Origin of the sequence: Pseudomonas sp. LAMO17WK12:I5 (genome assembly GCF_900215165.1) — a bacterium.
GTDB classification, from domain to species: domain Bacteria; phylum Pseudomonadota; class Gammaproteobacteria; order Pseudomonadales; family Pseudomonadaceae; genus Aquipseudomonas; species Aquipseudomonas putida_A.
In genome coordinates this window covers 427,559-451,113 of record NZ_OBDS01000001.1, presented here as the reverse complement: position 1 = coordinate 451,113, position 23,555 = coordinate 427,559, and the positions used below count along the sequence as shown (strand labels likewise).

At 55.2% G+C, this 23,555-nt stretch carries 22 protein-coding genes; 9 read left to right on the top strand and 13 right to left on the bottom strand.

From position 1 onward, the window contains the following. Positions 1 to 148 precede the first annotated feature (148 nt). Positions 149 to 640: a RidA family protein gene (locus tag CRO59_RS02030; protein ID WP_097086183.1), complete on the top strand. Its 492-nt coding sequence runs from the start codon at positions 149 to 151 to the stop codon at positions 638 to 640. 67 nt (positions 641 to 707) lie between these two features. On the opposite strand, the gene CRO59_RS02025 is transcribed toward CRO59_RS02030, so the two are convergent. The 3 genes from CRO59_RS02025 to CRO59_RS02015 all read right to left on the bottom strand — a co-directional run bounded on the left by CRO59_RS02025 (position 708) and on the right by CRO59_RS02015 (position 3,756). Continuing rightward, positions 708 to 1,409: a hypothetical protein gene (locus CRO59_RS02025; RefSeq protein ID WP_097086182.1), complete on the bottom strand. Its 702-nt coding sequence runs from the start codon at positions 1,407 to 1,409 to the stop codon at positions 708 to 710. 119 nt (positions 1,410 to 1,528) lie between these two features. After that, a complete protein-coding gene (locus CRO59_RS02020; protein WP_097086180.1) occupies positions 1,529 to 3,049 on the bottom strand; it encodes a HAMP domain-containing sensor histidine kinase in 1,521 nt (506 codons plus the stop codon). Beyond that, a complete protein-coding gene (locus CRO59_RS02015) occupies positions 3,046 to 3,756 on the bottom strand; it encodes a response regulator transcription factor (protein WP_027612158.1) in 711 nt (236 codons plus the stop codon). Before CRO59_RS02015 ends, CRO59_RS02020 begins: the two co-directional genes overlap by 4 nt. 151 nt (positions 3,757 to 3,907) lie before the next feature. Between CRO59_RS02015 and msrB the strand changes: the two genes are divergently transcribed. The 3 genes from msrB to msrA are packed head-to-tail and all read left to right on the top strand — an operon-like array spanning position 3,908 to position 6,965. Beyond that, positions 3,908 to 4,426, top strand: a complete 519-nt coding sequence (gene msrB / locus CRO59_RS02010; RefSeq protein ID WP_027612157.1) for a peptide-methionine (R)-S-oxide reductase MsrB — start codon at positions 3,908 to 3,910, stop codon at positions 4,424 to 4,426. A 43-nt stretch (positions 4,427 to 4,469) separates the two neighbouring features. After that, the gene (locus CRO59_RS02005) at positions 4,470 to 6,245 is read left to right on the top strand and encodes a cytochrome c biogenesis protein DipZ (protein WP_097086179.1); all 1,776 of its coding nucleotides are present in this window, start codon (positions 4,470 to 4,472) and stop codon (positions 6,243 to 6,245) included. A gap of 15 nt (positions 6,246 to 6,260) precedes the next feature. Continuing rightward, on the top strand, positions 6,261 to 6,965 hold the full coding sequence (gene msrA / locus CRO59_RS02000) for a peptide-methionine (S)-S-oxide reductase MsrA (RefSeq protein WP_097086177.1): 705 nt from the start codon (positions 6,261 to 6,263) through the stop codon (positions 6,963 to 6,965). A gap of 11 nt (positions 6,966 to 6,976) precedes the next feature. Here msrA and CRO59_RS01995 read toward each other — a convergent pair whose 3' ends face one another. Together CRO59_RS01995 and CRO59_RS01990 are read right to left on the bottom strand one after the other, a co-directional pair. Beyond that, on the bottom strand, positions 6,977 to 7,381 hold the full coding sequence (locus CRO59_RS01995) for a GNAT family N-acetyltransferase (protein ID WP_097086175.1): 405 nt from the start codon (positions 7,379 to 7,381) through the stop codon (positions 6,977 to 6,979). A gap of 53 nt (positions 7,382 to 7,434) precedes the next feature. Then, entirely contained in the window at positions 7,435 to 8,340 is a 906-nt protein-coding gene (locus tag CRO59_RS01990; protein ID WP_097086174.1) for a LysR family transcriptional regulator, read from the bottom strand. Positions 8,341 to 8,442: 102 nt separating this feature from the next. On the opposite strand from CRO59_RS01990, the gene CRO59_RS01985 reads away from it, so the two are divergent. Continuing rightward, a complete protein-coding gene (locus CRO59_RS01985; protein WP_027612152.1) occupies positions 8,443 to 9,615 on the top strand; it encodes an aspartate aminotransferase family protein in 1,173 nt (390 codons plus the stop codon). A 237-nt stretch (positions 9,616 to 9,852) separates the two neighbouring features. On the opposite strand, the gene CRO59_RS01980 is transcribed toward CRO59_RS01985, so the two are convergent. The 4 genes from CRO59_RS01980 to CRO59_RS01965 form a co-directional block, all read right to left on the bottom strand. After that, complete coding sequence (locus tag CRO59_RS01980; protein WP_097086172.1) at positions 9,853 to 10,236, bottom strand: hypothetical protein; 384 nt, start codon at positions 10,234 to 10,236, stop codon at positions 9,853 to 9,855. A 32-nt stretch (positions 10,237 to 10,268) separates the two neighbouring features. Next, a complete protein-coding gene (locus CRO59_RS01975; RefSeq protein WP_097086170.1) occupies positions 10,269 to 12,188 on the bottom strand; it encodes an alkaline phosphatase D family protein in 1,920 nt (639 codons plus the stop codon). Between the two features lie 72 nt (positions 12,189 to 12,260). Beyond that, positions 12,261 to 12,992 carry a hypothetical protein gene (locus CRO59_RS01970; RefSeq protein ID WP_097086168.1) on the bottom strand — a complete coding sequence of 244 codons (732 nt, stop codon included), beginning with the start codon at positions 12,990 to 12,992 and terminating at the stop codon, positions 12,261 to 12,263. A gap of 110 nt (positions 12,993 to 13,102) precedes the next feature. After that, entirely contained in the window at positions 13,103 to 13,477 is a 375-nt protein-coding gene (locus CRO59_RS01965; protein ID WP_049827877.1) for a hypothetical protein, read from the bottom strand. A 119-nt stretch (positions 13,478 to 13,596) separates the two neighbouring features. Between CRO59_RS01965 and CRO59_RS01960 the strand changes: the two genes are divergently transcribed. Beyond that, positions 13,597 to 14,346 (top strand): hypothetical protein, encoded by a 750-nt coding sequence (locus CRO59_RS01960; protein WP_027612147.1) that lies wholly within the window; start codon positions 13,597 to 13,599, stop codon positions 14,344 to 14,346. Positions 14,347 to 14,371: 25 nt separating this feature from the next. On the opposite strand, the gene CRO59_RS01955 is transcribed toward CRO59_RS01960, so the two are convergent. Continuing rightward, on the bottom strand, positions 14,372 to 14,701 hold the full coding sequence (locus CRO59_RS01955; RefSeq protein ID WP_096795509.1) for a hypothetical protein: 330 nt from the start codon (positions 14,699 to 14,701) through the stop codon (positions 14,372 to 14,374). 264 nt (positions 14,702 to 14,965) lie between these two features. Between CRO59_RS01955 and CRO59_RS01950 the strand changes: the two genes are divergently transcribed. From CRO59_RS01950 to CRO59_RS01935, 3 genes are all read left to right on the top strand, one after another. Further along, positions 14,966 to 15,226, top strand: coding sequence for a DUF6429 family protein (locus CRO59_RS01950; protein ID WP_097086286.1), 261 nt, complete (start codon positions 14,966 to 14,968; stop codon positions 15,224 to 15,226). 67 nt (positions 15,227 to 15,293) lie between these two features. After that, entirely contained in the window at positions 15,294 to 15,650 is a 357-nt protein-coding gene (locus tag CRO59_RS01945; RefSeq protein WP_097086166.1) for a hypothetical protein, read from the top strand. Between the two features lie 951 nt (positions 15,651 to 16,601). After that, positions 16,602 to 17,624 carry a hypothetical protein gene (locus tag CRO59_RS01935; RefSeq protein WP_097086162.1) on the top strand — a complete coding sequence of 341 codons (1,023 nt, stop codon included), beginning with the start codon at positions 16,602 to 16,604 and terminating at the stop codon, positions 17,622 to 17,624. Positions 17,625 to 17,804: 180 nt separating this feature from the next. Here the strand turns inward: CRO59_RS01935 and CRO59_RS01930 are convergent, their stop codons facing one another. From CRO59_RS01930 to CRO59_RS01920, 3 genes are all read right to left on the bottom strand, one after another. Next, positions 17,805 to 20,372, bottom strand: a complete 2,568-nt coding sequence (locus CRO59_RS01930) for an AAA-like domain-containing protein (protein WP_097086160.1) — start codon at positions 20,370 to 20,372, stop codon at positions 17,805 to 17,807. Further along, positions 20,372 to 21,874: an alpha/beta fold hydrolase gene (locus CRO59_RS01925; RefSeq protein ID WP_097086158.1), complete on the bottom strand. Its 1,503-nt coding sequence runs from the start codon at positions 21,872 to 21,874 to the stop codon at positions 20,372 to 20,374. Before CRO59_RS01925 ends, CRO59_RS01930 begins: the two co-directional genes overlap by 1 nt. A gap of 817 nt (positions 21,875 to 22,691) precedes the next feature. Further along, on the bottom strand, positions 22,692 to 23,546 hold the full coding sequence (locus CRO59_RS01920) for a hypothetical protein (RefSeq protein WP_097086157.1): 855 nt from the start codon (positions 23,544 to 23,546) through the stop codon (positions 22,692 to 22,694). Positions 23,547 to 23,555 lie beyond the last annotated feature (9 nt).

The window sequence follows — 23,555 nt, the reverse complement described above, 5'->3', positions numbered from 1 at the left end:
GGTTTTTCGTCCAGAACGGCAGGTTGCGGTATCGCCGGAAACCACCTAGATTTGGATCCAGTCCTTAGTGATAGCGCCATGCCACTTCCTCGGCGCTCAACTGTTCCACTCCGCGATTCTTCATGCACTGATCAAAAGGCTGGGCGAAATGACTGAGAGGATGACCTGCGACGAACGCTTCATTGCCCTGGCACAAGAGCTGAACTACGACATCTATGGCGAGAACACCGCCGGCGGCAATTATGCGCCGCTGATCCGTCATCGCGATGAGTTGTACATCAGCGGCATGGTGCCGCGGGTCAATGGCAGGATTCTGTATCCCGGTCGCGTGGGGTTGGAGTTGACCCTCAAGGACGCCCAGGCTGCCGCGAGCATCAGTGCCATGCGCTGCCTGGCGCTGATTGTCGATGCGGTGGGTTCGCTGGACAAGATTCGGGCGTTGTTGCGGGTCACGGTGTATGTGAAGTCGACCCCGGACTTCGTAGACCTGAGCGAAGTGGCCAACGGTGCATCGGATGTATTCAGCCATGTGCTCGGCGATGCCGGCCGGCACACTCGCACTACGGTCGGTGTCTATCAGTTGCCAAAGAACGCCGCGGTTGAAGTCGACATGATCGCGGCGGTGCAGCCGGAAGTCTGACCGTTATGCCGCCCAACAAAAAGCCCCGCCTGAATCTCAGAGCGGGGCTTTTTTGTCGGTGCCGGGATTACTGCGCGGCGATGCTGTAACCATCGAACGCGGTTTGCTGTTGCAGGGCGGTGATAATGTTCTTGCGGTTGATCGCGTGTTCGGTGCCGGCGTTGTCGATGAAGGTCTCGCCCTCCAACTCGGCTTCTTCGCCTTCACCGATGAAGGTGAAACCGAGGAACTCCAGCGCTTCACGGTCAACGTTCAGACGCGAACGCGGCGTGCGCAGCGGCAGGGTCACGCTGCTGCCGTCCTTGCTGATGGTGAAGATTTCCAGTTCTTTCTTCTTGGCAGCCTTGCCCTTGCCGCCACTCGGATTGCTGATCGCCTGGTGGGTCTGATTCAGCACTTTGAGCGCGAGGCCGTAAACGATTTCCTGGAACGCCGGATCGTCCTTGAAGCAGGACAGGATGCGGCCGATCGAGAACTTGCTGCTCAGGTCTTCGAGGGCGGCGAGGTCGGCGGCCTCGGCGTCCTTGAGGCGCTTGAGTTCGCCCATCAGCTCGTAGGCCTTGTCGTCATCGAAGCTGTCGTGCGCCTGACGGATCGCGGCGCGCAGCTCGCGGATCTGGTCGCTTTCGCGGGTCGACTGGAAAGCATCCAGCACCATCTCGCTGATGATTTTGGCTTGTGGAAGGTGTTGTGAAAGATTGATGGAGTTTTCGTATTCCGCTTTGGACGATTCGGTGACTACGGATTCAGCGGTGTTGAAATCGGACATTGAAATTTCACTACTTTTTTAACTTGAGTGGAAACGAGAAAGCGCGAGGTCTTTTTCAGGCCGGTTAATTTAGGGGAGCGGGGCGGCGTTGTCACGGAACAACAGTCCGGTGGTGCGGATTATTTGTCCGGCGTGTTCAGGTTCATCGAGCGCACCATCCACTGTTCAGCGGTTTGCTGATCGGTCGGCAGCGTGAAGCGGAAAGTCGCCCCGCGCCCGGCGACATCGATCAACTGAATCTCACGGCCGTGCAGTTGCAGGATGCGGTGGACGATGCGCAGCCCCAATCCACCGTCACGCCGCGCGCCGCCAATATTGAAAGGACGCAGGAACAGACCTTCGCGCAGATCCGGAGCGATGCCGGGGCCGGTGTCGCTGACCGTGACTTCGACCAAGGCGCCCAGGGGTTTCAAATCCAGCTCGATTTCACCGCCCGCAGGCGTGTAGCGCAAGGCGTTATCCACCAGGTTGGTCAGCACCCGTTCGATCAACCCAAGGTCGGCGCACACCGTCGGCAGGTTCGGACCGAAGCTGGCCTTGAGTTCGACGTGGCGTGCTTCGGCGGCCAGTTCGAATTTCTGGAAGATGTCCTGCAGCAGATCGATCAGCGAGAAGCGCTCCAGTACCGGCTGCACGAAACCGTGCTCCAGACGTACCAGCTCCAGCAGCGATTGCGCCAACCCGCCGACCTTGCGGCTCTGATCCAGCGCGATGCCCAGATACCGGCGGCGTTCTTCGGCGGTGAGTGTGGCGTCCTTGAGCGTCAGGGTTTCCAGATAGCCGTGCAACGAGGCCAGCGGTGTGCGCAGGTCGTGAGAAATGTTCGCCACCAGTTCGCGGCGCTCCTGATCCTGGCGGGTCAACGAGCGCCACTGTTCACCCAGTCGGTTTTGCATCTGCCGGAAGGCGCCATTGAGTACGGCGATTTCATCCGGGTCAGCGCTTTTATCCACAGCCACTGAAGGTGCAGGCAGAGGTTGCGGCGCGCCATCAATGTCGAACCGGCTGACGGTTTCGGTCAATCGGCGCAGTGGCCGGGTGATCAGGTTGAACGCCGTGAGACCCGCGATCAGGCACAACAGCGCCACCAGCCCGATCGACAGCAACGCCGTATTGAGTGCAGCACTGGTCGCGCCCCGTTCAGCGAAGCGATCGTGTTCTTCACTGAGCAACACCACGTACAGATAACCGGCGGGCTTGCCGTTGACCCGTAACGGCGCGGCACTGAAGACCTTGCGCCCGTCGGCACTGCGCGGGTCATCGCCGAGAATAGGCAACGGCTGGTCATCGAGCAGCCGGCGGATCGGCGCCAGATCGACCGTCTCCCGGCGCAGATGTCCTTCCGGTGCCGCATTGCCGACAATCCGCCCCTCGATGTCGAGCAGGTACACCTCGACACTCGGGTTGACCAGCATCAGCTTGCTGAACAGTTCGCGCACGGCGCCGGGCATCAGGCCATGGCTGTCCATCAGCACCGTGTCATGGGCGATGTGCTGTGCCAGTTCCCGCGACAGGCCTTGCACCACTTCCAGTTCATGCATCTTGCTGGAGCGCACCTGCAGCCATGCCGAGGTGCCGCAGCACACCAGCAGCAAAACGGCGAACACCAGCGACAGGCGCTGCGACAGGTTCAGTCTCATGGTTGTTCCGTGCCGAATTTATAGCCGCGACCCCACACAGTGAGGATGCGTGTCGGTTGCGCCGGATCGCTTTCGATTTTCGCCCGCAGGCGATTGATGTGCGTGTTCACCGTGTGTTCATAACCCTCGTGGCTGTAGCCCCACACCGCGTTCAGCAGGTCCATGCGTGAGAACACCTTGCCCGGCTGTCGGGCGAAGAAATACAGCAAGTCGAACTCTCGCGGAGTGAGGTCCAGACGCGCACCGTTGAGGGCGACGTCGCGGGTGATCGGGTCGATGCTCAAACCATCGAGACTGAGGCTGCCGGCGTCCATTTTCAGGTTGCGCGCCATGGCGTCGACCCGGCGCAGCAAGGCTTTGACCCGAGCCACCAGTTCCAGCATTGAAAACGGTTTGGCAAGGTAATCGTCGGCACCCAGCTCCAGACCCAGAATGCGGTGCAATTCGCTGGAGCGGGCGCTGGTGATGATGATCGGCGTATAGCGCGCCATCGCCCGGGCGCGGCGGCAGATTTCCAGGCCGTCGACCCCCGGCAACATCAGGTCGAGGATCAGTGCATCCCATTGTCCCTGTTGCAACAGGCGCATGCCTTCGTCGCCGTCTGCACAGTGCACGACGTCGTAATGCTCATCGCGCAGGTGCAGGCAAATCAAATCGGCGATGTGTTGGTCATCCTCGACCACGAGGATGCGTCTGGTTAATTCCATCAAGCTCAATCCTTCGGCGCAGTGAGCGCATTGTGCGGGTTTTCCTCGGGGCGAGTTATCACGAATTCGTTAACTTCCCGTGAGGATTTGGCGATCAACCCAAGCCTAGGCTGTGTTCCATGACAGGCACCTGGAATTTTTGGAGACGGCCATGTTTTCACGGCGACAGATTCTCGTAGCGAGCGGCGGGCTGGGGGTTGCAGCTCTGGTGGCGGGTGTATTGCCAAAATTTTCCTCGGGCGCCGCACTGATCGAGCAAGCCCATGCCGATGAGGTTTTCGAGGTGAGCCACAGCGACAGTGAATGGCACTCGCTGCTCTCGGACGAGCAGTACGCCATCCTGCGCGAAGAAGGCACCGAACGGGCCTATACCAGCCCGCTCAACGACGAGCATCGCAACGGCACATTTGCCTGCGCGGGTTGTGATCTGGCGCTGTTTTCATCGGCGACCAAGTTCGACAGCCGCACGGGCTGGCCGAGTTTCTGGGCACCGTTGGAACATGCGGTGGCCACGCGTCAGGACCGATCGTTCGGCATGTCACGCAATGAAGTGCACTGCCGACGCTGCGGCGGGCACTTGGGACATGTGTTCGACGACGGCCCGAAACCCACCGGCCTGCGCTATTGCATGAATGGCCTGGCGATGACGTTCAAACCCGTGGCGGCATGAGCCATGGCCATTTTTCGATGTTCACTTTCTACAGGACGACACCATGTGGCTCTTGGTTCTCGCTTATCTGGGCGGTGTGCTGACGATCGTCAGTCCGTGCATCCTGCCTGTTCTGCCTTTTGTCTTCGCTCGCACCGGGCAGCCGTTTATCAAGAGTGGCTTGCCGCTCTTGGCCGGGATGGCGCTGACTTTCGCCCTCGTCGCCACACTGGCGGCGGTGGGCGGCGGTTGGGTGGTGCAAGTCAATCAGTACGGGCGCTGGCTCGCGTTGCTGTTCGTTGCACTGTTCGGGCTGACGCTGCTGCTGCCGCGTCTCGCCGAGCGCCTGACGCGACCGCTGGTCTCGGCCGGCAGTCGGCTGTCCGAAGCCGCGGGCCAGGACAATCGGCCGCGTCCCGGCGCCTCGTTTCTGATTGGCGTCGCCACGGGTCTGCTCTGGGCACCGTGCGCCGGGCCCATCCTCGGTTTGATTCTGACCGGAGCCGCGCTGCAAGGGGCAAGCATCGCCACCACGCTGTTGTTGCTCGCCTACGCGGCGGGCGCCGCGACTTCACTGGCGGCGGCGCTGCTGCTGGGCAGTAAGGTCTTTGCGTTGATGAAGCGCTCGATCGGTACGGGGGAGTGGATCCGGCGCGGGTTGGGGGCGGCGATGCTGGCGGGTGTCGCAGCGATTGCGCTGGGCCTCGACACCGGGCTGTTGGCGCGGCTGTCGACGGCTTCCACGGGCGGGATTGAACAGGCGCTGGTCGGCAAGCTGTCCAGCAAATCGCCGACGGGCAACGGAACCATGATGGCGCAGATTCCTGCTGCCGGCGGGGCGATGAAAGTTGCCGACAAGGCACCTGGAACACTACCGGTTGAAGGCCAGTTGCCGCCGCTCAATGGCGCCGTGCAATGGCTCAATTCGCCACCGCTGGACGCCCAGGCATTGAAGGGCAAAGTGGTGCTGGTGGATTTCTGGACCTACTCCTGCATCAACTGCCTGCGCACCTTGCCATACGTCAAAGCCTGGGCGGAAAAGTACCGCGATCAAGGCCTGGTAGTGATTGGCGTGCACGCCCCGGAATTCGCTTTCGAGCGCGATGTCGGCAATGTCACTAAAGCCATGAAGGAGCTGGGTATCAACTATCCGGTCGCCATCGATAACGGCTACAAAATCTGGCGTGCTTTCAACAACGAATACTGGCCGGCGCATTATTTTGCCGATGCTCAAGGACGGATTCGTTACCACCATTTTGGCGAAGGGGATTACGCCGAATCGGAACGGGTCATACAGCAGTTGCTGCGTGAGGCCGGGGCGAAAACCGTCGCCGACGGCTTGATCAACGCCGATGCCCAAGGCGTGCAACAGGCGCCGGACATGAATCAGGTGCTGTCACCGGAAACCTACGTCGGCTACCAGCGTGCGGAACATTTCGTACCGGAAACCGGGCTGGTGCCTGACAAGGTCGCGACCTATAACCCACCGGCCAACCTGACTTTGAATGACTGGAGCCTTGGCGGCCAGTGGGCTGTCGGCGCCGAGCGCGCCACCGCCAGTGCGCCGGCCAGTCGCATCGTCTATCGCTTCCACGCCCGCGATCTGCATTTGGTACTGGGGCCGGGCGCAGATGGCAAACCGGTGCGTTTCAACGTGTCGATTGACGGTCAGGCGCCGGGCGATGCTCACGGAGTAGATGTCGCCGCGGATGGCAGCGGCCGCGTGACCGAACAGCGCTTGTACCAATTGGTGCGGCAAACCGACGAGGTGAAAGACCGGACCTTCACCATCGAATTTCTTGACCCGGGCGTATCGGCTTACGCCTTCACCTTCGGCTGATCGGGAGTGCGCAACATGAAAGCTCAAAACAACTGGCGCCGTGCACTGCTCGGCGTCGCCATGGCCGGTGTGATCGGTCAGTGCTCGGCGTTCTCTTTCGGTGCAGAGGACGCGGTGGTCATCCCGCCGCCAGCCCTCGACGAAACCACTCAGGCGCACAGTGAAACCGCGGTGTTCGCCGGTGGTTGTTTCTGGGGCGTGCAAGGGGTTTTCCAACACGTCAGAGGTGTGCAGAAAGCCGTCTCCGGTTATGCCGGAGGTACGGCGAACACGGCGGAATATGAGCGGGTCAGTGAAGGTGATACCGGTCATGCCGAGTCAGTGCAAGTCACCTTCGATCCGACGCAAGTCAGCTACGGCAGCCTGCTGCAGATCTACTTTTCGGTGGCCCACAACCCGACCGAACTCAACCGCCAAGGGCCGGACAGCGGCACGCAATATCGCTCGGCGCTGTTCCCGGTCAATGCCGATCAACAACGGGTGGCCCAGGCCTACATCGCCCAACTCGACGCGGCGCATGCCTACAGCAAACCGATCGTCACCCAACTGGAAACCTACAACGGCTTTTACCCGGCGGAGGACTATCACCAGGATTTCCTCACCGAACACCCAAGCTATCCGTACATCGTGATCAACGACATGCCCAAGGTGGCGCAGTTGAAGCAGTTGTTTGCGCAGCGTTATCAGGAGAAACCGGTGTTGGTGAAAAGCGGGAGTTGATTTCTCACGTGTTACTTGAGCCTTGGGCGCTCCATGGCAATTACCGATGTTTCAAACCCCAAACTGGCAAAAAACGCCTCCGCACCTTCGCGCCCGGCGCGCAGTACCCAAGTGATCTCGGGGTTGTCCCCCATGACATGCTCGACCAGTGCGCGCCCGACGCCGGCGCGCCGATGCTGGCCATCAACCACGACCATCGACAGATAACCGTTGGACAAACCATCGGTGATGCCTCGTGCGAAACCGATGATTTGTTCGCCGCTCAGCGCGACCGCAGTGCGTTGCGAGTTTTCGATGAGTTGGGCGAAGTAGTCGCCGGAGCCTGTTCGGTGTCCCCAGCCATGTAGGCCGAGAAACAGCCGAACTGGCTCCACTTCGTCGGGCAACAGATCGCGTACGGTAAGGTCGTTTCTCATCGATAGCAGCATCCTTGTCGGCAATCACCGGAGCGTAGTCGATAGCAATTGAGTCAGGATCTGCCCCAGGTTTTCATCGCGAACTCGACGAAGCGCCGTAGCTTCGGCAAACGATAACGATCCGGCGCGTACAACAGATGCAAAGGGCGGCTCGGGGGCTGGTAATCGGGGATCACCGTCACCAGTTTGCCGTCGCGAAGGTCCTGTTCCACCAGCGCGTCCGGCAGCATGACGATGCCCATCCCAGTGCGCGCTGCCTGATGCAGGCCGGCCGAGGTGTTCATCAGCATCGGGCCGCTGACGTCGACCAGAATCTCGCCGTCCGGGCCGCTGAGGCGCCAGCGTTTTTCCACCGATTGCCAGTCATCGCCGGCAGGGTAGGCGAACGACAGGCAGTCGTGTTGCTGCAGGTCTTCCGGGGTGATCGGCATGCCGCGTCGCGCGACGTACGCCGGGGAGGCGCATACGGTCAGGGTGTAGTCGATCAGCGGCCGGGCGATCAGGTTCGACTGCTCGAAATGCCCCAGCCGAAACGCTACGTCGAGGCCACTTTCCAGCAGGTCCGGACGGCGGTTGGTCAGCACCACATCCATTTTCACCTGCGGGTATTGCAGGGAAAACTCGCTGAGCGCCGGGGCCAGGCGTTCGACGCCAAAAGTCAGCGGCGCGGTGATGCGTAGCAGACCACGTGGTTCATCAAGGGCCTGTTCGGCGAGGCGTTCGGAGTCGGCCACCAAGCCCAAAACATCCAGACAGCGCTGGTAGTAAACGCTACCGAACTCGGTCAGTCGCTGCCGGCGGGTGGTGCGCTGCAGCAACTGTACGCCGAGCCGTTGCTCCAGTGCGCGGAGGTGATTTCCGACCATGGTCGTGGACATTTCGCACTGCAACGCAGCTGCCGTCATGCTCCCGGCTTCCACGACCTTCACGTACACGCTCATTGCCTGCAACAGGTCCATTATCAAGTTCAGCTTTTAAATGAATGAAGTTTTACCGAGTTTATCCAGTTCTGGTGGCTAACCATACTGCAAACACACCGACCTTCACTGGAGTTTGAAGTCATGACCGCCGCCCTGATGAACACCTACCAATCGCTGGCTCTGAGTTTTACCAGAGGTCTGGGCACTCGCCTGTGGGATCAGGCCGGTCGTGAATACCTGGATGCTGTCGCCGGGGTTGCGGTGACCAATGTCGGGCACTCGCACCCACGGATCGTCGCGGCCATCAGTGAGCAGGCCGGAATGCTGCTGCACACCTCCAATCTGTACAGCATCGACTGGCAGCAGCAACTGGCCAAACGGCTGACTGAGCTGTCGGGCATGGATCGCGCGTTCTTCAATAACTCGGGTGCTGAGGCTAACGAAACCGCACTGAAACTTGCGCGCTTGTACGGCTGGAGCAAAGGTATCGGACAGCCGCTGGTGGTAGTCATGGCCAACGCATTTCATGGCCGCACGCTCGGCACGTTGTCGGCGAGTGATGGCCCAGCGGTGCGGCTGGGCTTCAATGATCTGCCGGGGGATTTCGTCAAAGTGCCTTTCGGTGATCTGGCGGCGCTGGATCAACTGCAGCAAAAGCATGGCGAGCGCATCGTGGCGATTCTGGTCGAGCCGATCCAGGGCGAAAGCGGCGTGCAACTGGCGCCGCCCGGCTACCTCAAAGCTCTGCGGGAAGTGTGCAATCGGCGCGCCTGGCTGCTGATGCTCGACGAAATCCAGACCGGCATCGGCCGCACCGGTCAGTGGTTTGCGTTCCAGCATGAAGGTATCGTGCCGGACGTCATGACCCTGGCCAAAGGCCTCGGCAACGGTGTGCCGATCGGCGCCTGCCTGGCACGGGGCAGAGCGGCGGACCTGTTCACTCCCGGCAGCCATGGCAGCACCTTCGGCGGCAACCCGCTGGCCTGCCGGGTCGGTTGCACGGTGCTGGATATCATCGAAGAACAGGGCTTGCTGGAAAATGTCCGGGTGCAGGGTGAGCGCCTGTTGACCCGCCTGCGCGCCGAACTGGCAGACAACCCCAATGTGTTGGCGATTCGCGGGCAGGGCTTGATGATCGGCATCGAGTTGAAACAGCCGATTCGCGATCTGACGCTGATTGCGGCGCGGGATCATGGATTGCTGATCAACGTGACGCGTGGCAAGACGATACGGCTGTTGCCGCCGCTGACGATTGATGAGCGGGAGGTGGGGATGATTGTCAGAGGTGTGGGGCTGGCGGTCTCAACTGACTGAGAGGCACGAAATTGAACGAAGAGGCGTCCGTATTTGCACGAATTCCATTGTGCATTTCTGCGATAGATCTCAGCAGCCTTCTAGCATTGGCCGGGGAGCTTAAAAGGTAAGTCGTTGTATCGATTTCTAAAGGGTCTGGCTTTCTTTTTCGCATGGCTCTGCTTCCTGTGTAAGGGAGGCAGAGTATGAACCAGCGATTCCAGAGATGTTTCCTTAAAAACTGTAATCCCCTTCCGACTACTTTGACGTCTTAAATCCGCTGTATCTGTCAGGAAGTTCGGCGCCTGTTAGCAGGCAGTCGAAAACAATCTCTGGATCTACCTGGCACCAATATACAAATCTCAACTCTTCCAAATTGACCAGTGTCGACTGGGCGTCGACCAGAAAACGCGGCTCCCGCCATTGTTGGGCAACTACAGCTAGGGCCTGAGGGCCGCGTACGATCCAGGTCGCACATCCACCAGCAATGCTTGGCAGATAACCATTGTGGAGTAGTAGGCGCAGGGCATCCTCCAGGGTTTCACTCACTTGCAGGTTGATCCAGCGCGCATGGGGAGCCTCGCAATCATCGCCGGCATGTACGCTGTCGCGGGTGATAAGTAATCGCGAAGGTATCGTCATTGCAATCTCACTATGGGCAAAAGGAAACCATATCAATCAGGATAATCCCCCAACTCCGGCGCCAGCATCCGCGTCTTCACCGCCCCGTTCGAATTGTGCTGAATGATCTCGCTCGGCTGTCCCTGCGCATTGAAAAACACCTGGCCGATCCCGGCTGAATTCCACAGCCGTTCACCCGCTTCGGCATGTTCCGGGGTATAGGGCATGATGCGCATGCGTCGGCGTTTGGTGAACCAGTTCAACGGCGAGCGCGGCGAGTAGAGCCAGCGGTTGAGGCGGTCAAACCATTCCAGCAGGGTTTTCGGGAACTCGTTCTTGATCCCGCTGCTGGTGATCTGCCAGATCCGTGGCCCGGCCTTGCGGTGTCGGATAAGCACTTCGTAGACGAAGGAATAATGCACATCGCCGGACAGCACCACGTAGTTTCCGGGTGTGCGGGTGTGTCGGAAAATGTTCAGGATCACCTGCGCGGCGCCGCGATGAGCCATCCAGTTTTCCGCGTCGACCAGCAGCGGATAACCGCACCAGCTGAAAACCTTCTGCACGGTTTCAATCAGCTTCACGCCGAAGATCGGCGCGGGGGAAACGATGATTGCTGACGGATGATCGAGCAATTCCTGCTGCAGTTCGCTCAGGGCTTCCCAGTCCAGCAAACCGGAGGGTTGCTTGAGTGCCATCTCGCTGCGCCAGCGGCGGGTGCGGGTGTCGAGCACCACCAGCGCCGGGCTGGTTGGCAGCACGAAATGCCAGTGCTGAAAGCGCAGCAAATCATCGATCAGCGCGTCCTGCACCGGGCTGTCGAGATATTGATCGTCACCACTGGCGCTCAGGCGTCGGGTGTTCTCCAGCACATCCTTGAACGCATCCGGATTGTTGCCCCAGCCCTGACACAACATGTACGCGATCAAGGCGTTGCCGATGATGCGTTTGGAGAACGGATGGCCGTAGGCGGTTTCCTCCCATTGCGCGGAAAGATTCCAGTCATCGGTGATGTCGTGGTCATCGAAAATCATCAGGCTCGGCAGGTGCGCCAGCGCCCGGGCAACGTTGGCCAACCCGGCCTTGAAACCATCGATTCGGGTCTGCTCCAGGGTGTAGCGCTTCAAGCGTTCAGGCGTCAGCGATGGAGCAGCAGGATTGATCAACCCCCAGGCAATCGGCGACCACACCAGCAAATACATCGCCATCACTTCGGCGAACGTCACCAGATGATTGTCAGCACTGCTGCTGGTGAAAATCGGCTTACGTGCACCGCCGAAAAATCGCTCGCGCAAGGTCTCGTTGCTCTCCAGCGCGGGTAACAAGTCCGCACGGTGGTAGTAGCTGGCCGGATGTTCGTAGAGTTTGGCGCTGTCGCTGACCACCGCGCCTTCGAGGTGTTCGTCGAACAGGCCGAGGCGCTCGATCAACGCATGAGTCGCCCGCAGCATCGGGCCGGCAACATCGTCGGCGTAGATCTGGTCGCCGCTCATCATCAACAGGGCGGGGCGTTGTTGTGGATCGGTTTCTATCGCCAGCAACTGATCGACACAGAGCAAACCGTCTGCCGCCGGATGATGCGGCTTGCGGCAAGAACCATGCAGCAACTGATCGATCCGTGAGCGCACGACGAAGTTCGGGCAAGTAGCATCGCCATACACCAGATGTGGTGCCCAGTCGGCAATTCGCTGCTGGCCATCGATCAGCAAGTCGTAACCCACAACGGTCTCACAGGGCAGGGCGCTGTCCAGCACAACGTCAATCAAATGAACGAACGCATGACGGCCTACAGGAATGACCGTGCACTTCCCGGCATCGAGAGGAATGTCTCCTACACCTTGCAGGCGCAAGGTCAGCGACAGTTGACGCGTACCGACCAACCACAGCACCACTCGCGTTGGTTCCAGCCGTCGCAGTAGCGGGCCGGCCAAGACGGGAGGCAGCGGATTCAGGTCAGCAGGTATCGGGGACATTCAGGGGCAAAGCTCAAGACGCACAGGCTGGCGATGATAGCGCAGCCGGCGCCTTGAACCCTTAAACGAGGCTTAAGAGTCAGCCTTCTGCAGCTTCAGCGCCAGCAGTCGCCATTCGGCGGACGCGGATTGCTCCTGCACCGAGCAGTCGAAGCGATAAGTGACGTCATCGCCGTTCATGTTGCGCGCGGTGACCTTGTTGCTGAGGGTGTAGACCTGGTCCTTGAAGCGCTTGGTGACAATGGCAGAACTGTCGGCGAAGCGCTCCGACGCCGGGAAGCGCAGTGTGCTGGTGACCACCGTGCCGCAAATGACATACGCGAGCATCGATTTATCGCTGTCGGCATTTTGCCCAAGCTTGTCGCGCAGCGCGGTGAGCGCTTTACGGCCCTGCGCGTCGCTCTGATCCAGGACGGTTTTTTCCGATATCGATTTCGGTGCCCGGCTGGCGTAATTCGGCAGCAGTGCGGAATCCGGCGGAGAAGGTTGATTATCCGGCTCGATCGCGGCAAAGCCCGGCGCGTTTTCCAGCACCGTAGACGTCGAATCCGACTCGGCTTCGGGCAACAGACTGGTGGTGACATCGTTCTGTGCGATCACGTCTTCGACTGGCGCCTTTTCGGCTTTATGCGCCGACGGGAACAGCGACAGGAAGATCGACAGCACCACCATGCCGACGATAAAACCGCCCGCCGCGCCAACGATGTTGCCGTAAAACAGATTCCAGCTGCCGCGGTTTTTCACCACCCAGCGCCACATCAAACCCCAGGCGGCGATAAATGCCAGAAAACTCAGAAACTCCATTCGATCCTTTCCTTAACCCTTCAATAGCCTGCAAAACAGCACCCACTGGCGGTGAGTGCTGAAGATGGACGGCAAGATATCAAAATAGAGGTCTGACGCCACGAAGACATTCACATGCCGAGATTGGGCGGATTGATCTGAACAAAAAACATGATCGCCGTTATGCCGGCCACAACGCCGCAAAGGCCGGCCAGTAGCTGACGCGCGACAGGGTGTTCGACCTGCGAGCGACGTGCCACCAGCATCCATACGCCGGTCAGCGCCGCGGCAGTCGCCAGCATTTCCAGAAGCGATCCCATGACCCCCGGGACCGGTGGCCGGCTAGAGCCGAACAGACCGACACAAAGCTGCGAAACCACCAGGCCGACAATCATGCCGCTGGCAGCGCCCAACACATTGGCGAGTAGCAGATTCCACGCACCACGCTGCCTGACGACCCAGACCCACATGCCTATCCAGGCGATAAAGAAAAACACAACATCCATCGTATCCATCCTTTGAAACCCGTCACGGTACAAACGCTCGGCACCTTGCCGACAGTGGACGGCACGATAGCAAAATAGTAGCGTCGCGCCACTTTCTTGATTCCTGTAATGGACTACTCATGCCAAAAGCCGCTTCTGTTCTGCGCTTGCTCTGTGCAATCACCTGCGCCGCTGTCATTACCCCGGCATTCGCCGAGTGGAAGGAGCCCCCGGAAAGCAGCTGGCAGTATTACCTCGCCAACTGCCAGCGAATGCAGGAGAAAATCGCCGACGTCCAGAGCGGTCGCGCACCCAGCGCCTATGAGGTGATCGGCGATCTGGAGAACAGCCTGCGGAGCATGAACCAGCGCCGCTCGAACCTGACGCCGCAATACCTCGGCTCCCGCGAATTCGCGCAATGCGAAAACGTCGCCGCCCAGGCCGAAGCAACCACTGCGCAAGGCAATGCCGAGTTCGCCGCCAGAATGAACCAGGCCGCCGAGCAAGGCCGCATCGCCCACCAGAACTCCCCCGAGTACAAACGCGCCCGTTCACTCGGCTACAGCGACGTCGGCGAGATCTCCTTCCTCAAACTGCACGAAGACATGGACGGCGAAGCCCGCCTGAAAACCATGCTCATCACCGTCGACGAAATCTGCGGCCAACACTTCCGCGCCACGCAATATGTGAAGCCGTACGTCATCTACACCGTGCGCCCGTCGGATGGCGGCTGTGGCGAGGAAAAACGCGTGGCGATCGTCGGTGGCCGGTCGGTGGAGAAGGGCGATTACATCGATGAGCGGGGCGAGTTTCAGTATGTGGGCTGGAAGAAGATTGTGGGGGCGGATGGGTTTCCCACGGATATTCGGGTGTTGAAGGCTCGACGCTGAAAGACTGTACGGACGGCGCGATGGATCAGAGGATGTCTTTCAGATAACCCTTGAGCGCGAGGAGCGGCTGATCAAGCTGCTCCAGCGACTGCGCCTGACTGAAATCGGCTGACAGCTTGTGCAGCTCACGCCCCAGCGGTTTCTCGACACCGCCCAACGCATCCATCGCCAAGCCCAGGCACTCGTTCATCTTGAACTGAATGGTTTCGACATCACCCCGGCGCACCAGCAATTCGAACACGTCTTTCTGATAGTCACCCATAACCATGTCATCCCGCAGAATCGGGCTCAGGCCTTCCTCCTCGTAAGCGAGTTTGAGAGAGAACAGGGCGACGGTTTCCAGTGACGTTTCCATGGTTGGCCTTGGAGGTCCTTAAGCATGAGTCTTGAAAGTCGGAACGACCAACGAAAGCCGCTACGGGCGGCAGACCGCGTGCGGGCGGGCGTGATTATACTGAGTGGACGCATCAGGTGCAGTCCCGAGGCAAAACAGGTTGCACGGGCAGCGCCGGGATATTCAATGACCTAAGCAACAGAGCGGGTTTCTCAGGACGGTCGATGAGTATGAGGTGCTACACAAACTCGACGTTGATTCAGACACATGAGCGGAGCGACGATCATGGAATACGATGAAAAGTTGATTGAAGAGGCTGTGCTTGCCCTGTTGGCCGCGTTCAGTTCCGACGACGGCAATGCATGGAAAGGCTTCGATTTTGAAGTCATGAACCGATTGCATGAGCAGGGTCTCATCAGTAATCCGGTAAACAGGAACAAATCGATCTGGTTGACGGAGGAGGGCCAGGAACGGGGTCGTCAGCTAGCCGAGCGTTTGTTTGGGGGAGGTGTTCAAGCCCAGCGTGCGCCTGACCCGGATATCTGAGGTCCTGGTTTGGCTAATAACTCGATTCGGGCCGCGCCAGCGCAACGCAACTGGAGGAGTTTCTCCGTTGGAGTATTTTCTAACTGAGCCACAACTGACAATAGTGAGAGCTGCTCTTTCTGAGCCATTCAACGATTTTCCCGTCGAATATGACTATGTGGCGAATCAGGTAAGAGGCGTCACCCCTGAAACCCTTTACGAAATTCTCTATTCAGAGGTTGCGCCGGTGTGCTTTACCAATCTCGTTGCAGCTGTGCCGCCGATTTGGACTGGGTTCGACCCCGACAAGCTCAGAAAGTCGATAGAAGAAAGGCTGGCAGCCAGAGAGCGCAACTGGTTTCGTAGGCAGTTCGATAAAGTGCTGGTGCGTTGGCTGAAATACAACTACGCCTACATCTGGAAGGAAATAGCCAGTAGGCTTTGAACCCAAGCGTTCAATGGACCAGGTGACCATGACAAGGAGTAGCTGCAGATTCTCCTGCATATTGCTGTGATGAATCGCCCATCGTTTAGCCCACATTTCTCGTAGCACGGTTACGCAAAAATAATTGCCCAACTTTTCAGCAGACGAAAAAAGGCCTTGCCAAGCAAGACCTTTCTTGATTTTGGTGCCCGAGGGAGACTGGAGTCTTCCATATAATCCGGGGCCTACAGGCGGACTAAAAAGTTAGGGATACACGCGGGGATACAGCTTGCTTGGGCCTATCATCGCATAATCCTAGATCTGGGAATAAAGGATCTGTGCACCCCGCTATGCGCTGTCAGGAATCTAGCTGGTGTGGCAAGGGTTGCAGCAATAGTAGCAACCATTAATTCGTAGTCTGGGGTTAGCTCCTCGAGCAGCGCTCACAGCACCCGTGCAGGATAGGTGATTTCCAAGTGGTACCTGATTCTGCAGCAGCGGCATGAAACGGCAGCCAGTCGTCGTATTGTGCACTTCGTAGTCGCCATTCGCTTGAACGTTTCTATTCACGATAAATGATTGCATTTGCTAGTCCTCGCTTCCGTGTGTCGGATCGGTCATGACTCAACATTTTTAACCATGTCTGCTGTGCTGGCTTAGGTCGCGATGGCCAGCAGTGATGGAGGTTAGCTGCAGGATGGCAGAAAGCAATCAGTCACCAAAAAGCTACGGGGGGCCTCAGGCAATATCTGAAAAAAACGCGTTCGCAGATCTTGAAAATGTCCGATGCGTGGCTGTCAGCATTCAGCTATTTCAGTGGGATGAGTTTTGCTTGCCTCGTATTTCGCCGCTGTGCTGCATGCGAGCCGTCCGCACCGCAGTTAAGAACAGCCCCACGTTGAATGGCTTAACGCGCACAGCCGGCCTATGCTCTGCGATGGTTAATGCCTAGCCATACAGCGGAGAAGCAGAATGAAGAAGGATGCAGAACACCCCCTATCCGAGCTGATATCCATCGCTACCAAGGCTGGAATTGGATTGCTCCCCGGGGGGAGTCTGCTCACAGCGGGTTATGAAGGCTTGCAGTTGCTTAGTAACCAAGCGGCTGCACAGATGGAGCGTCGATCGGAGAAGCGTTACCAGGAGTTCATCCAAAGCGTTTTTGCTGGGGGGGTTACTCCAGAGGTCACAGCGCACCTGACAGCAGATGATTACACCGCATTGCTGTCAGGCTGCATGGCAGATATGGAAAACGAGAAGGCCAAATACTATGGGCGCCTTGCTGCGGCCATTGGTCGTGGCGAGGTGCAAGGGAGCAGCAGACGTTTCCTAATCATCACGCTGAGCCAAGTTTCAGATGAGCAACTGCAAATGCTCCGAAGATCCTATGTAGCGACCCGCTTCGACCTGAAGCCGAGCCAGGGTAATGGCCATGTTAATCCTGTTGATATACTGCATTTGCGTAATCCGATACAAAAGCATGGATACAACGAACTGCTTTCAAGGTTTATGTATGCTGAGAAAAAACTCACTGAACTAGCTGAGGAGTTGGTTCAGGCGTGCTTTACGATAGAAGAGCTCAAACCATGTGCCATCGGCTATGTCGCTTGGTATCCGAAGCTTGTGGATATTATCTACGATACAAACCAGCTTGCGTTGGTTGATTCGTTAACAAACAGTTTTTGGTTGAATGGGATCCGCTCTTCAAATCGTTCGGTTGCCATAATTGACCGTCCAGTATTGGCAAATTTTGCGTCTCCGCGTGTCATGGTAGTTGGGACGGAAACTGCGCCGGAATATTTAATCGCGCTCAGGGATCGCCTTAAGAATAATGAGGTGTTGTTTGTATGCCTCAATGATCATCAGTCGCATATACAAGACCATTACCCAGGTAGCACCATTGTTAATGCAAAAGGGTGGAGCATTCCTCAAATCACTAAAGTGGTGGTGAATCATGTGAAAGCGGCCAATGGCCTAGTTGAGATTGCGCAGTGATGGCGTAGCCGCTGAGTCGCGTGCGTTGGGAAATAGGTACGCAAGAGTAGAGCTATGACTATTCAGTAAAATAGAAAACTGTAGGGGGGTGGGAGTGGACGGTGTAAACGGTGGGATACGTTAAGCAGCTTGGAGCACAGCTATGCCATGCCCAAGCGCTACGGTTTCCCACTTAATATTTTAAATATCGAGTATTACACATTTTCCCTTCTCTAAATCCTCCTTGACTTGTTTGAATTTAACAGTGACGGCTTTTTCTTCTCCATACTTAACCTGGATTTTTTGATTTCTTCCGATGTGCCGGTAGGGATCATGCTCAATGCTTACGCGTAGCATCGCCTCGGCCTGTGCTCGAATAGACAGAAAATCTTCAGAGGCAGGACTTGATAGTAGTTCCTTTTGGTTGATCTGAATTACCTCCAGCGTTTTGGTTGCATACGTTTTGGCTTTTGCAATTTCTTTATTCTCTCTAAAGAAAAGCATTCCATGCGCCATCACGAATACAGACCAAAAAAGTGATAGCTCGCACGCTCTGATCTCTATCTTTTCCCAGAAGACATAGAGCCTTTCCAGTTGCACATATTGTTTCTGTCTACGCAAGTAATAAGACGTGAAGCTCAGCGAGTGAATATCTTCTAAAACTAGGTGTTGATAATCGCTATGGCGTTCTATCTCGTCAAGATAACGGATTCTCCACATCATAGCTTGAGGTTGTGGCAAATAAGAGGAAATTTCGCGGTAGAGTTTTAATTTTGTCGGCGCGAGTACAGTGTCATCCAGATAATTATCTGCGCAGTGAACGAGTAGCTCGACATATTTAGCTCGATCATCTCGTGTTGGAATGCTGTTTAGGCAAGCAAGAACCACTCCGACACGACACAAGGTGGCTGCGAAGTTGTCATTAGTTATATATGATAGGAAATCGTCAAAAAGCTCAGGCATGTTCTGCTTGAATAAGCAGCTAAGAATTTCTATAACTTGTTTGTTGTCGAAATGAAGGTCGGCGCCGTCGAAAGTTAAAGTTACTAGGGAGTTGTCCATGACAATTCCACAAATTTGAACCAGTAAGTCCTGCTGCTCGAGAGGGTCGTTAATGCATTCATATCTGAGCAGAAGAAGCTTCGGTTGGGCGCTATAAACAGCCATAGGGAACGCTTTTTGCAGCGACAAGTCAGCGTCGTTATGTCGGCCTATTTTCATCAATATTCTAGCTTGGCAGACGGATGCAGCTACATATAGTGTCCGTCCAGCTTCGCTCGCTTGTATGTCAGGAGTATCGAGTTTCAAAAGTAGGTTATTAATGATTTCCAAAGTTTGAGAATCATTTTCGAGTCCTGATGCTCTATAAGTTTCTGCAAGATTCAGCTGTGCATTGTATTTGAGAATTGAACTCGGACCTTCGGAAGCTGCTTTAAAAAACTCTACTGCACTGGAATATTCTTTGAAATACGATAGCGTATTGCCGATGCTAAGTTCTGTATCCTGCCGATTAGCTGCACCAGTAGTACTACCCAAGCAATACCGGAATTCCTCAAGCGCCAATTCTGGTTTTTTTGCCCAAAGGTAAGAACTAGCGAATTGAAGCCTTTGCGTTCTTGTAAGCTTTGTTGCCCATACAGGATCTGCCTTGATCTCCTCGAATTTCGTAATTACAGACGAGTAATCACCAAATGCATAGTACGACAAAGCAACAACGATCGGAGATGCAACATTTGGAGAAACGCTTTTAATCCACGAGTCGGACAGAGCGTTATCAATAATCTTGTTTTTGACACGCGCTTCGCCGCCTGCACTACCGGTTATTCCGGATAGATATAGGCGACTTTTAGTTTTGTCGTCGATATATTCAGCTTTTCCCCATCTTATAGATATAATTGCATCTCGAATTATCTTGTCGGTTTCGACCAGCGTTCTGATATGATCAATCGGAGCTCTATCAAAGTCACGTAAGTAAAGTTTTTGTACTACTTCGTTTACAGTGGGTATGTCAACTTTCTGATTTGATATCAATAGGTCTTCAATTTCGGTGCATATATCCCAAGTTATGCGCGGGTTACCGCTAGTCCAATCATAGATTTCGTTCACAACTTCTGGAGTAAGGTCAAGGTTTGCCCGACTTATAAATTCCTCATACTCTTTGCGATCAAAGTCTTCGAGATAGATTTTTTCCCCAATGTTGAATGGTGAAATATTCTTGTTTTTTATAAGGTCGGTAGGTTCGGCTACCCCAGACAATACATATGTAAGCTGCTCGTACTCCGGGAAGTTAATCCTAGAAAAGTACATGCTTCGGATTTGCGCAAAAATTACGTCTGAAAAAGCGGAATTGACTAATGAGTCAATTTCGTCGAGTACGATTACTACTTTTTTGTTTGTGTTTTTTAGTAATCTTCGAAGGTGCCGGTCGTACTCAATGTTTGGTTCAAGCTCACTGTTCCGAAGAGATGCGATTGGGTGCTTGTCATCTTGTAGCTCAGGGAAAGATTCTAAGAGCGAGTCTATGATGTCGCGGAAGAATGCTCTAGAGGTTTCGAATTGCGTAGACAAGTCTTTATAAAGTACAAGGTCTTCTGTTCTGGTTCGCTTCATATGAATGAGCAAGTTGGTTTTGCCCATTTGACGCGCTACAAGAACATAGCCTGGCCGACCCATATCGTCGACAATTGTTTTTAACTGGCGGTCCGCGGCACGTTCTATATAAAGTCCGCTCGGTATAATCGTGGAGCGACGGAGAATTTTACTAGTCATTAGCGCACAACCATAGAGATGGAAGAAAGTAAATCTGTGACGGGTTTGTTGGCCCCGATTTCAGTGCGTCGTGCTTTTAATAAAACCTTAAGATATCGAGGTGAATTCTCAATTCTGGCAAGGATCTCTTCTCGCTCACCTGATGAGAACTGTATGTTTAGCTCTTTAAGCAGCATATCCATTAGATTCGATATCTCCAGCTTGCTCCAAGTGTCTGCTTTCAAGAACTCATAGCGTTCTCGGAGTTTCACATTTTGACTGTTGGCGTATTGCATCGGGTCTATAATGGAGCTGAAAATCCAAACTACCCCTTTAGAAGTAGCGCAAGAGTCTTGGACCATTGAAAGGTGGCAAGCTAAATCTAAAAGTTTAGAGTATTCATCTGACGATGTGATCGGTATCTCTTCTATAAATATCGCGATTTTACAATCGTACATATTTGCGCTAAGCGCGAGCTTAAAAGAGCGCAGAATGTCAGGAAGAGAGCATGATTCGCCAAATACCACCTCTTCAAGTCCCAACGTATCATGTAGTAGTTTGCAGATTTCTTTTAGTAAGCTTTCTGCAGTAAGTTCCCGAAAGCTGTCGAGCGAGAAATATAGAGGTTTCCAGCCATTGGTTAGTATCGCGCGTGTCAATGCGACCGTTTTCCCCACACCCGCGGGACCGCTTAGCCAGATATTTGAACTTGCTAAAGCAAGTTCCAAGCTTTTATCTAGCGGTCTAATATAATAGTACTTCTCGCAGGCAAGATTGTATCGATAGAACAGTGGCTCGCCAATAGCGCTTGACGAAACCACTCTAGACTTTTTTGATGGGGTTAGCTCACTAATAAATTGCTTTATCGCAAGAAATCTGATGTCGCCTGGATGTTCAGGTTTTATAACATCAACATGGCCATAGCTTATGAGGTTTTTAAAGTTGACGCCGCCGGCATATGGCATTGAGCTTTGTCTGTCGACTATAGCGTCGATGCCCCCGGTTATGTAGAGGGTATCAATACGGTTTTCAACATCCAAAACAGACCAGTCTTCCATTATTGAACGTAAGATGTCTTGTCCCTTTGCTAATTGTCTTAGATGGACATGCCTCCAAGAGAGGCTCGCTCCGATTCGAGCTAGATCCGCCCCTTGATGAGGGGTGGCAATCATTACCGCAGCTCGAATCTGCGTTTCGTTATTTTTTTTAAGTTCAGTAGTGATGAATTGGCGTAGTACTAGCCCGCCCATGCTGTGCCCGATAAGAACAATCTCGCTCTTGTCGCTATGAAAAACATTTATATAACTTCGCAGTCCCTCAGCCAAGTCCTGGATTCCAGGCATTTTCTTTCCAAAGGCGAAGCGAATTTTTGTCGTGGGGTATTGATAAGAATCTAACTGAAAGCTGACGAAGGCTTCATCTCTTCTAAAAAACTCCATCATGTTCCCCCATGTTCCCTCGGAAGAACCCGATAGCCCATGAACGAAAAGTATTACTTTCCCTTTTGCAAAAGCAGAGACCATTTGCCACCCGATTCATGGGAAGTCGCTATCGAACGCCATTGGTTCCCCGGGTGGAGGACCTCCGGCTCCATGGCCAGCAGTGTGCCACACCAGTCGTGCATGTGGAAAATGGTCTGTGTTGGCCAAGGGTCGCCATTGAGCGGCCTCTCGGCACTTGGACGAGTCACATGGGTTATAAGTCGATGCCAGGCTAGCTCAATGTATTGTTGGGGCTGAAGGCGATAGTGTGTAACACGACCGGCTCGCACAGCAGATTACGCGATTAATATATAATCAGGCCTTGTAATTTTTTAATATTTGTGTTTTTGGATTGTTTTTTCCAGCAAAGGCTTGATTGATCTTTAAACGTAATGGGGAGTTTTCTCTACTTTTTGAGGAAGGAGTTTGAGAAGACGGACATCCGTCTGCAATTTTCAGCTAGAGGAAATCTGCGAGTCTGATAACCCGTGTAGGAGGCCCCCCTTAGGGAGGACCCGTAAAATCTGACGCTCCGACTCCTCCGCCTGGGAGGCATCGGACACAGCAGATCGACGGATCTGGAGCGATCCGGCGCGTCCGCTCGCGCTGAAGGTTCACGCCGTGAAAAGGGGCGAGGGGAACGCTAATCCATAGCTAGCGATAACATAGTGTTCCATGTGTTCCATGTGTTCCATGTGTTCCAGAAACGCTAGAGGCCAAGTAATTAAAGGCTTTCAGAGGTGGAACACCAAATGCGAACAACCGGAACACCAGTTACGCGGAACACGTTTGGTGTTCCGCGAATGATGCTCCGGTTTAGGGGGAGGAGCGTCACGACTGATAGTCGAGACGCGGGCAATCAAGCGGCGATCAATTGCTCAATGGAAATTGCACCTGCCTTCGCAGTGACCGTATCTTCATTGATGGACATCGGTCCGAACGGCACATGCAGTGGCACGTAAAGGTCAATGAGAGAGCTTGAACGTCCCATCGCCTTTTCCGTGGCGTGCAGGTGTGCTGCGATGGCGGCGAACTCTTGAGCTGCCTTGTCTAGGCGGTCGGCCCACATGAACCGTGCAGCACGTAGCTGCTGGTGTCGCAGATCTTTCAAGGTCTGATTACTCTCTGCAATGGCTGCTTCGAGCTTCTCCACTTCATCTTTCAAAGCTTGCGTAGCAGTTGCGATGCCCCGCTTGTCACGGGTTACTTCTGCAAGAGCCTCTGAGGCTTGCCTGAGCGCCTTCTCCGCTCGTTGTTCTTCTGCGTCGTCCCCATCGCTCAACGCTACGGAGTAGCTTGCCGCCGCTTGTTTTTCGACATATTGAGCCTTTTCAATTTCAGTACGTTTCTCTTCTTTCAGTCTTTGGAGTTTGGCCGAAAGCTTGGTGCGTTTCTCTTGCTGCTTTCGCAGATCGCTTTGCACCTGGCTGATTTCTTTCTGTGCCTTTTTTATGTTGGTACCGGCAAATCGAATTCCGTCTTCCCAATCAACCAATGCTTGCAGCCGTCTGATCTCAGACGCATGGCGCGCTATTTCGGATTTCGCGTTGTTAAGAGTGTTGATCACTTCATGTGGGTATGGCGCTCGATTATGGCGCGTATGTGCGTACAATCTCTTTGCTTCCTTGGCCGCTGTAGTGAGTTTCGGCAGCTGCTTTTCGAGTTGCTCCATCTCGACTTGGTGTTGCTTGATTTGCTTTTGGTAGTCGCTCATTAGATATCT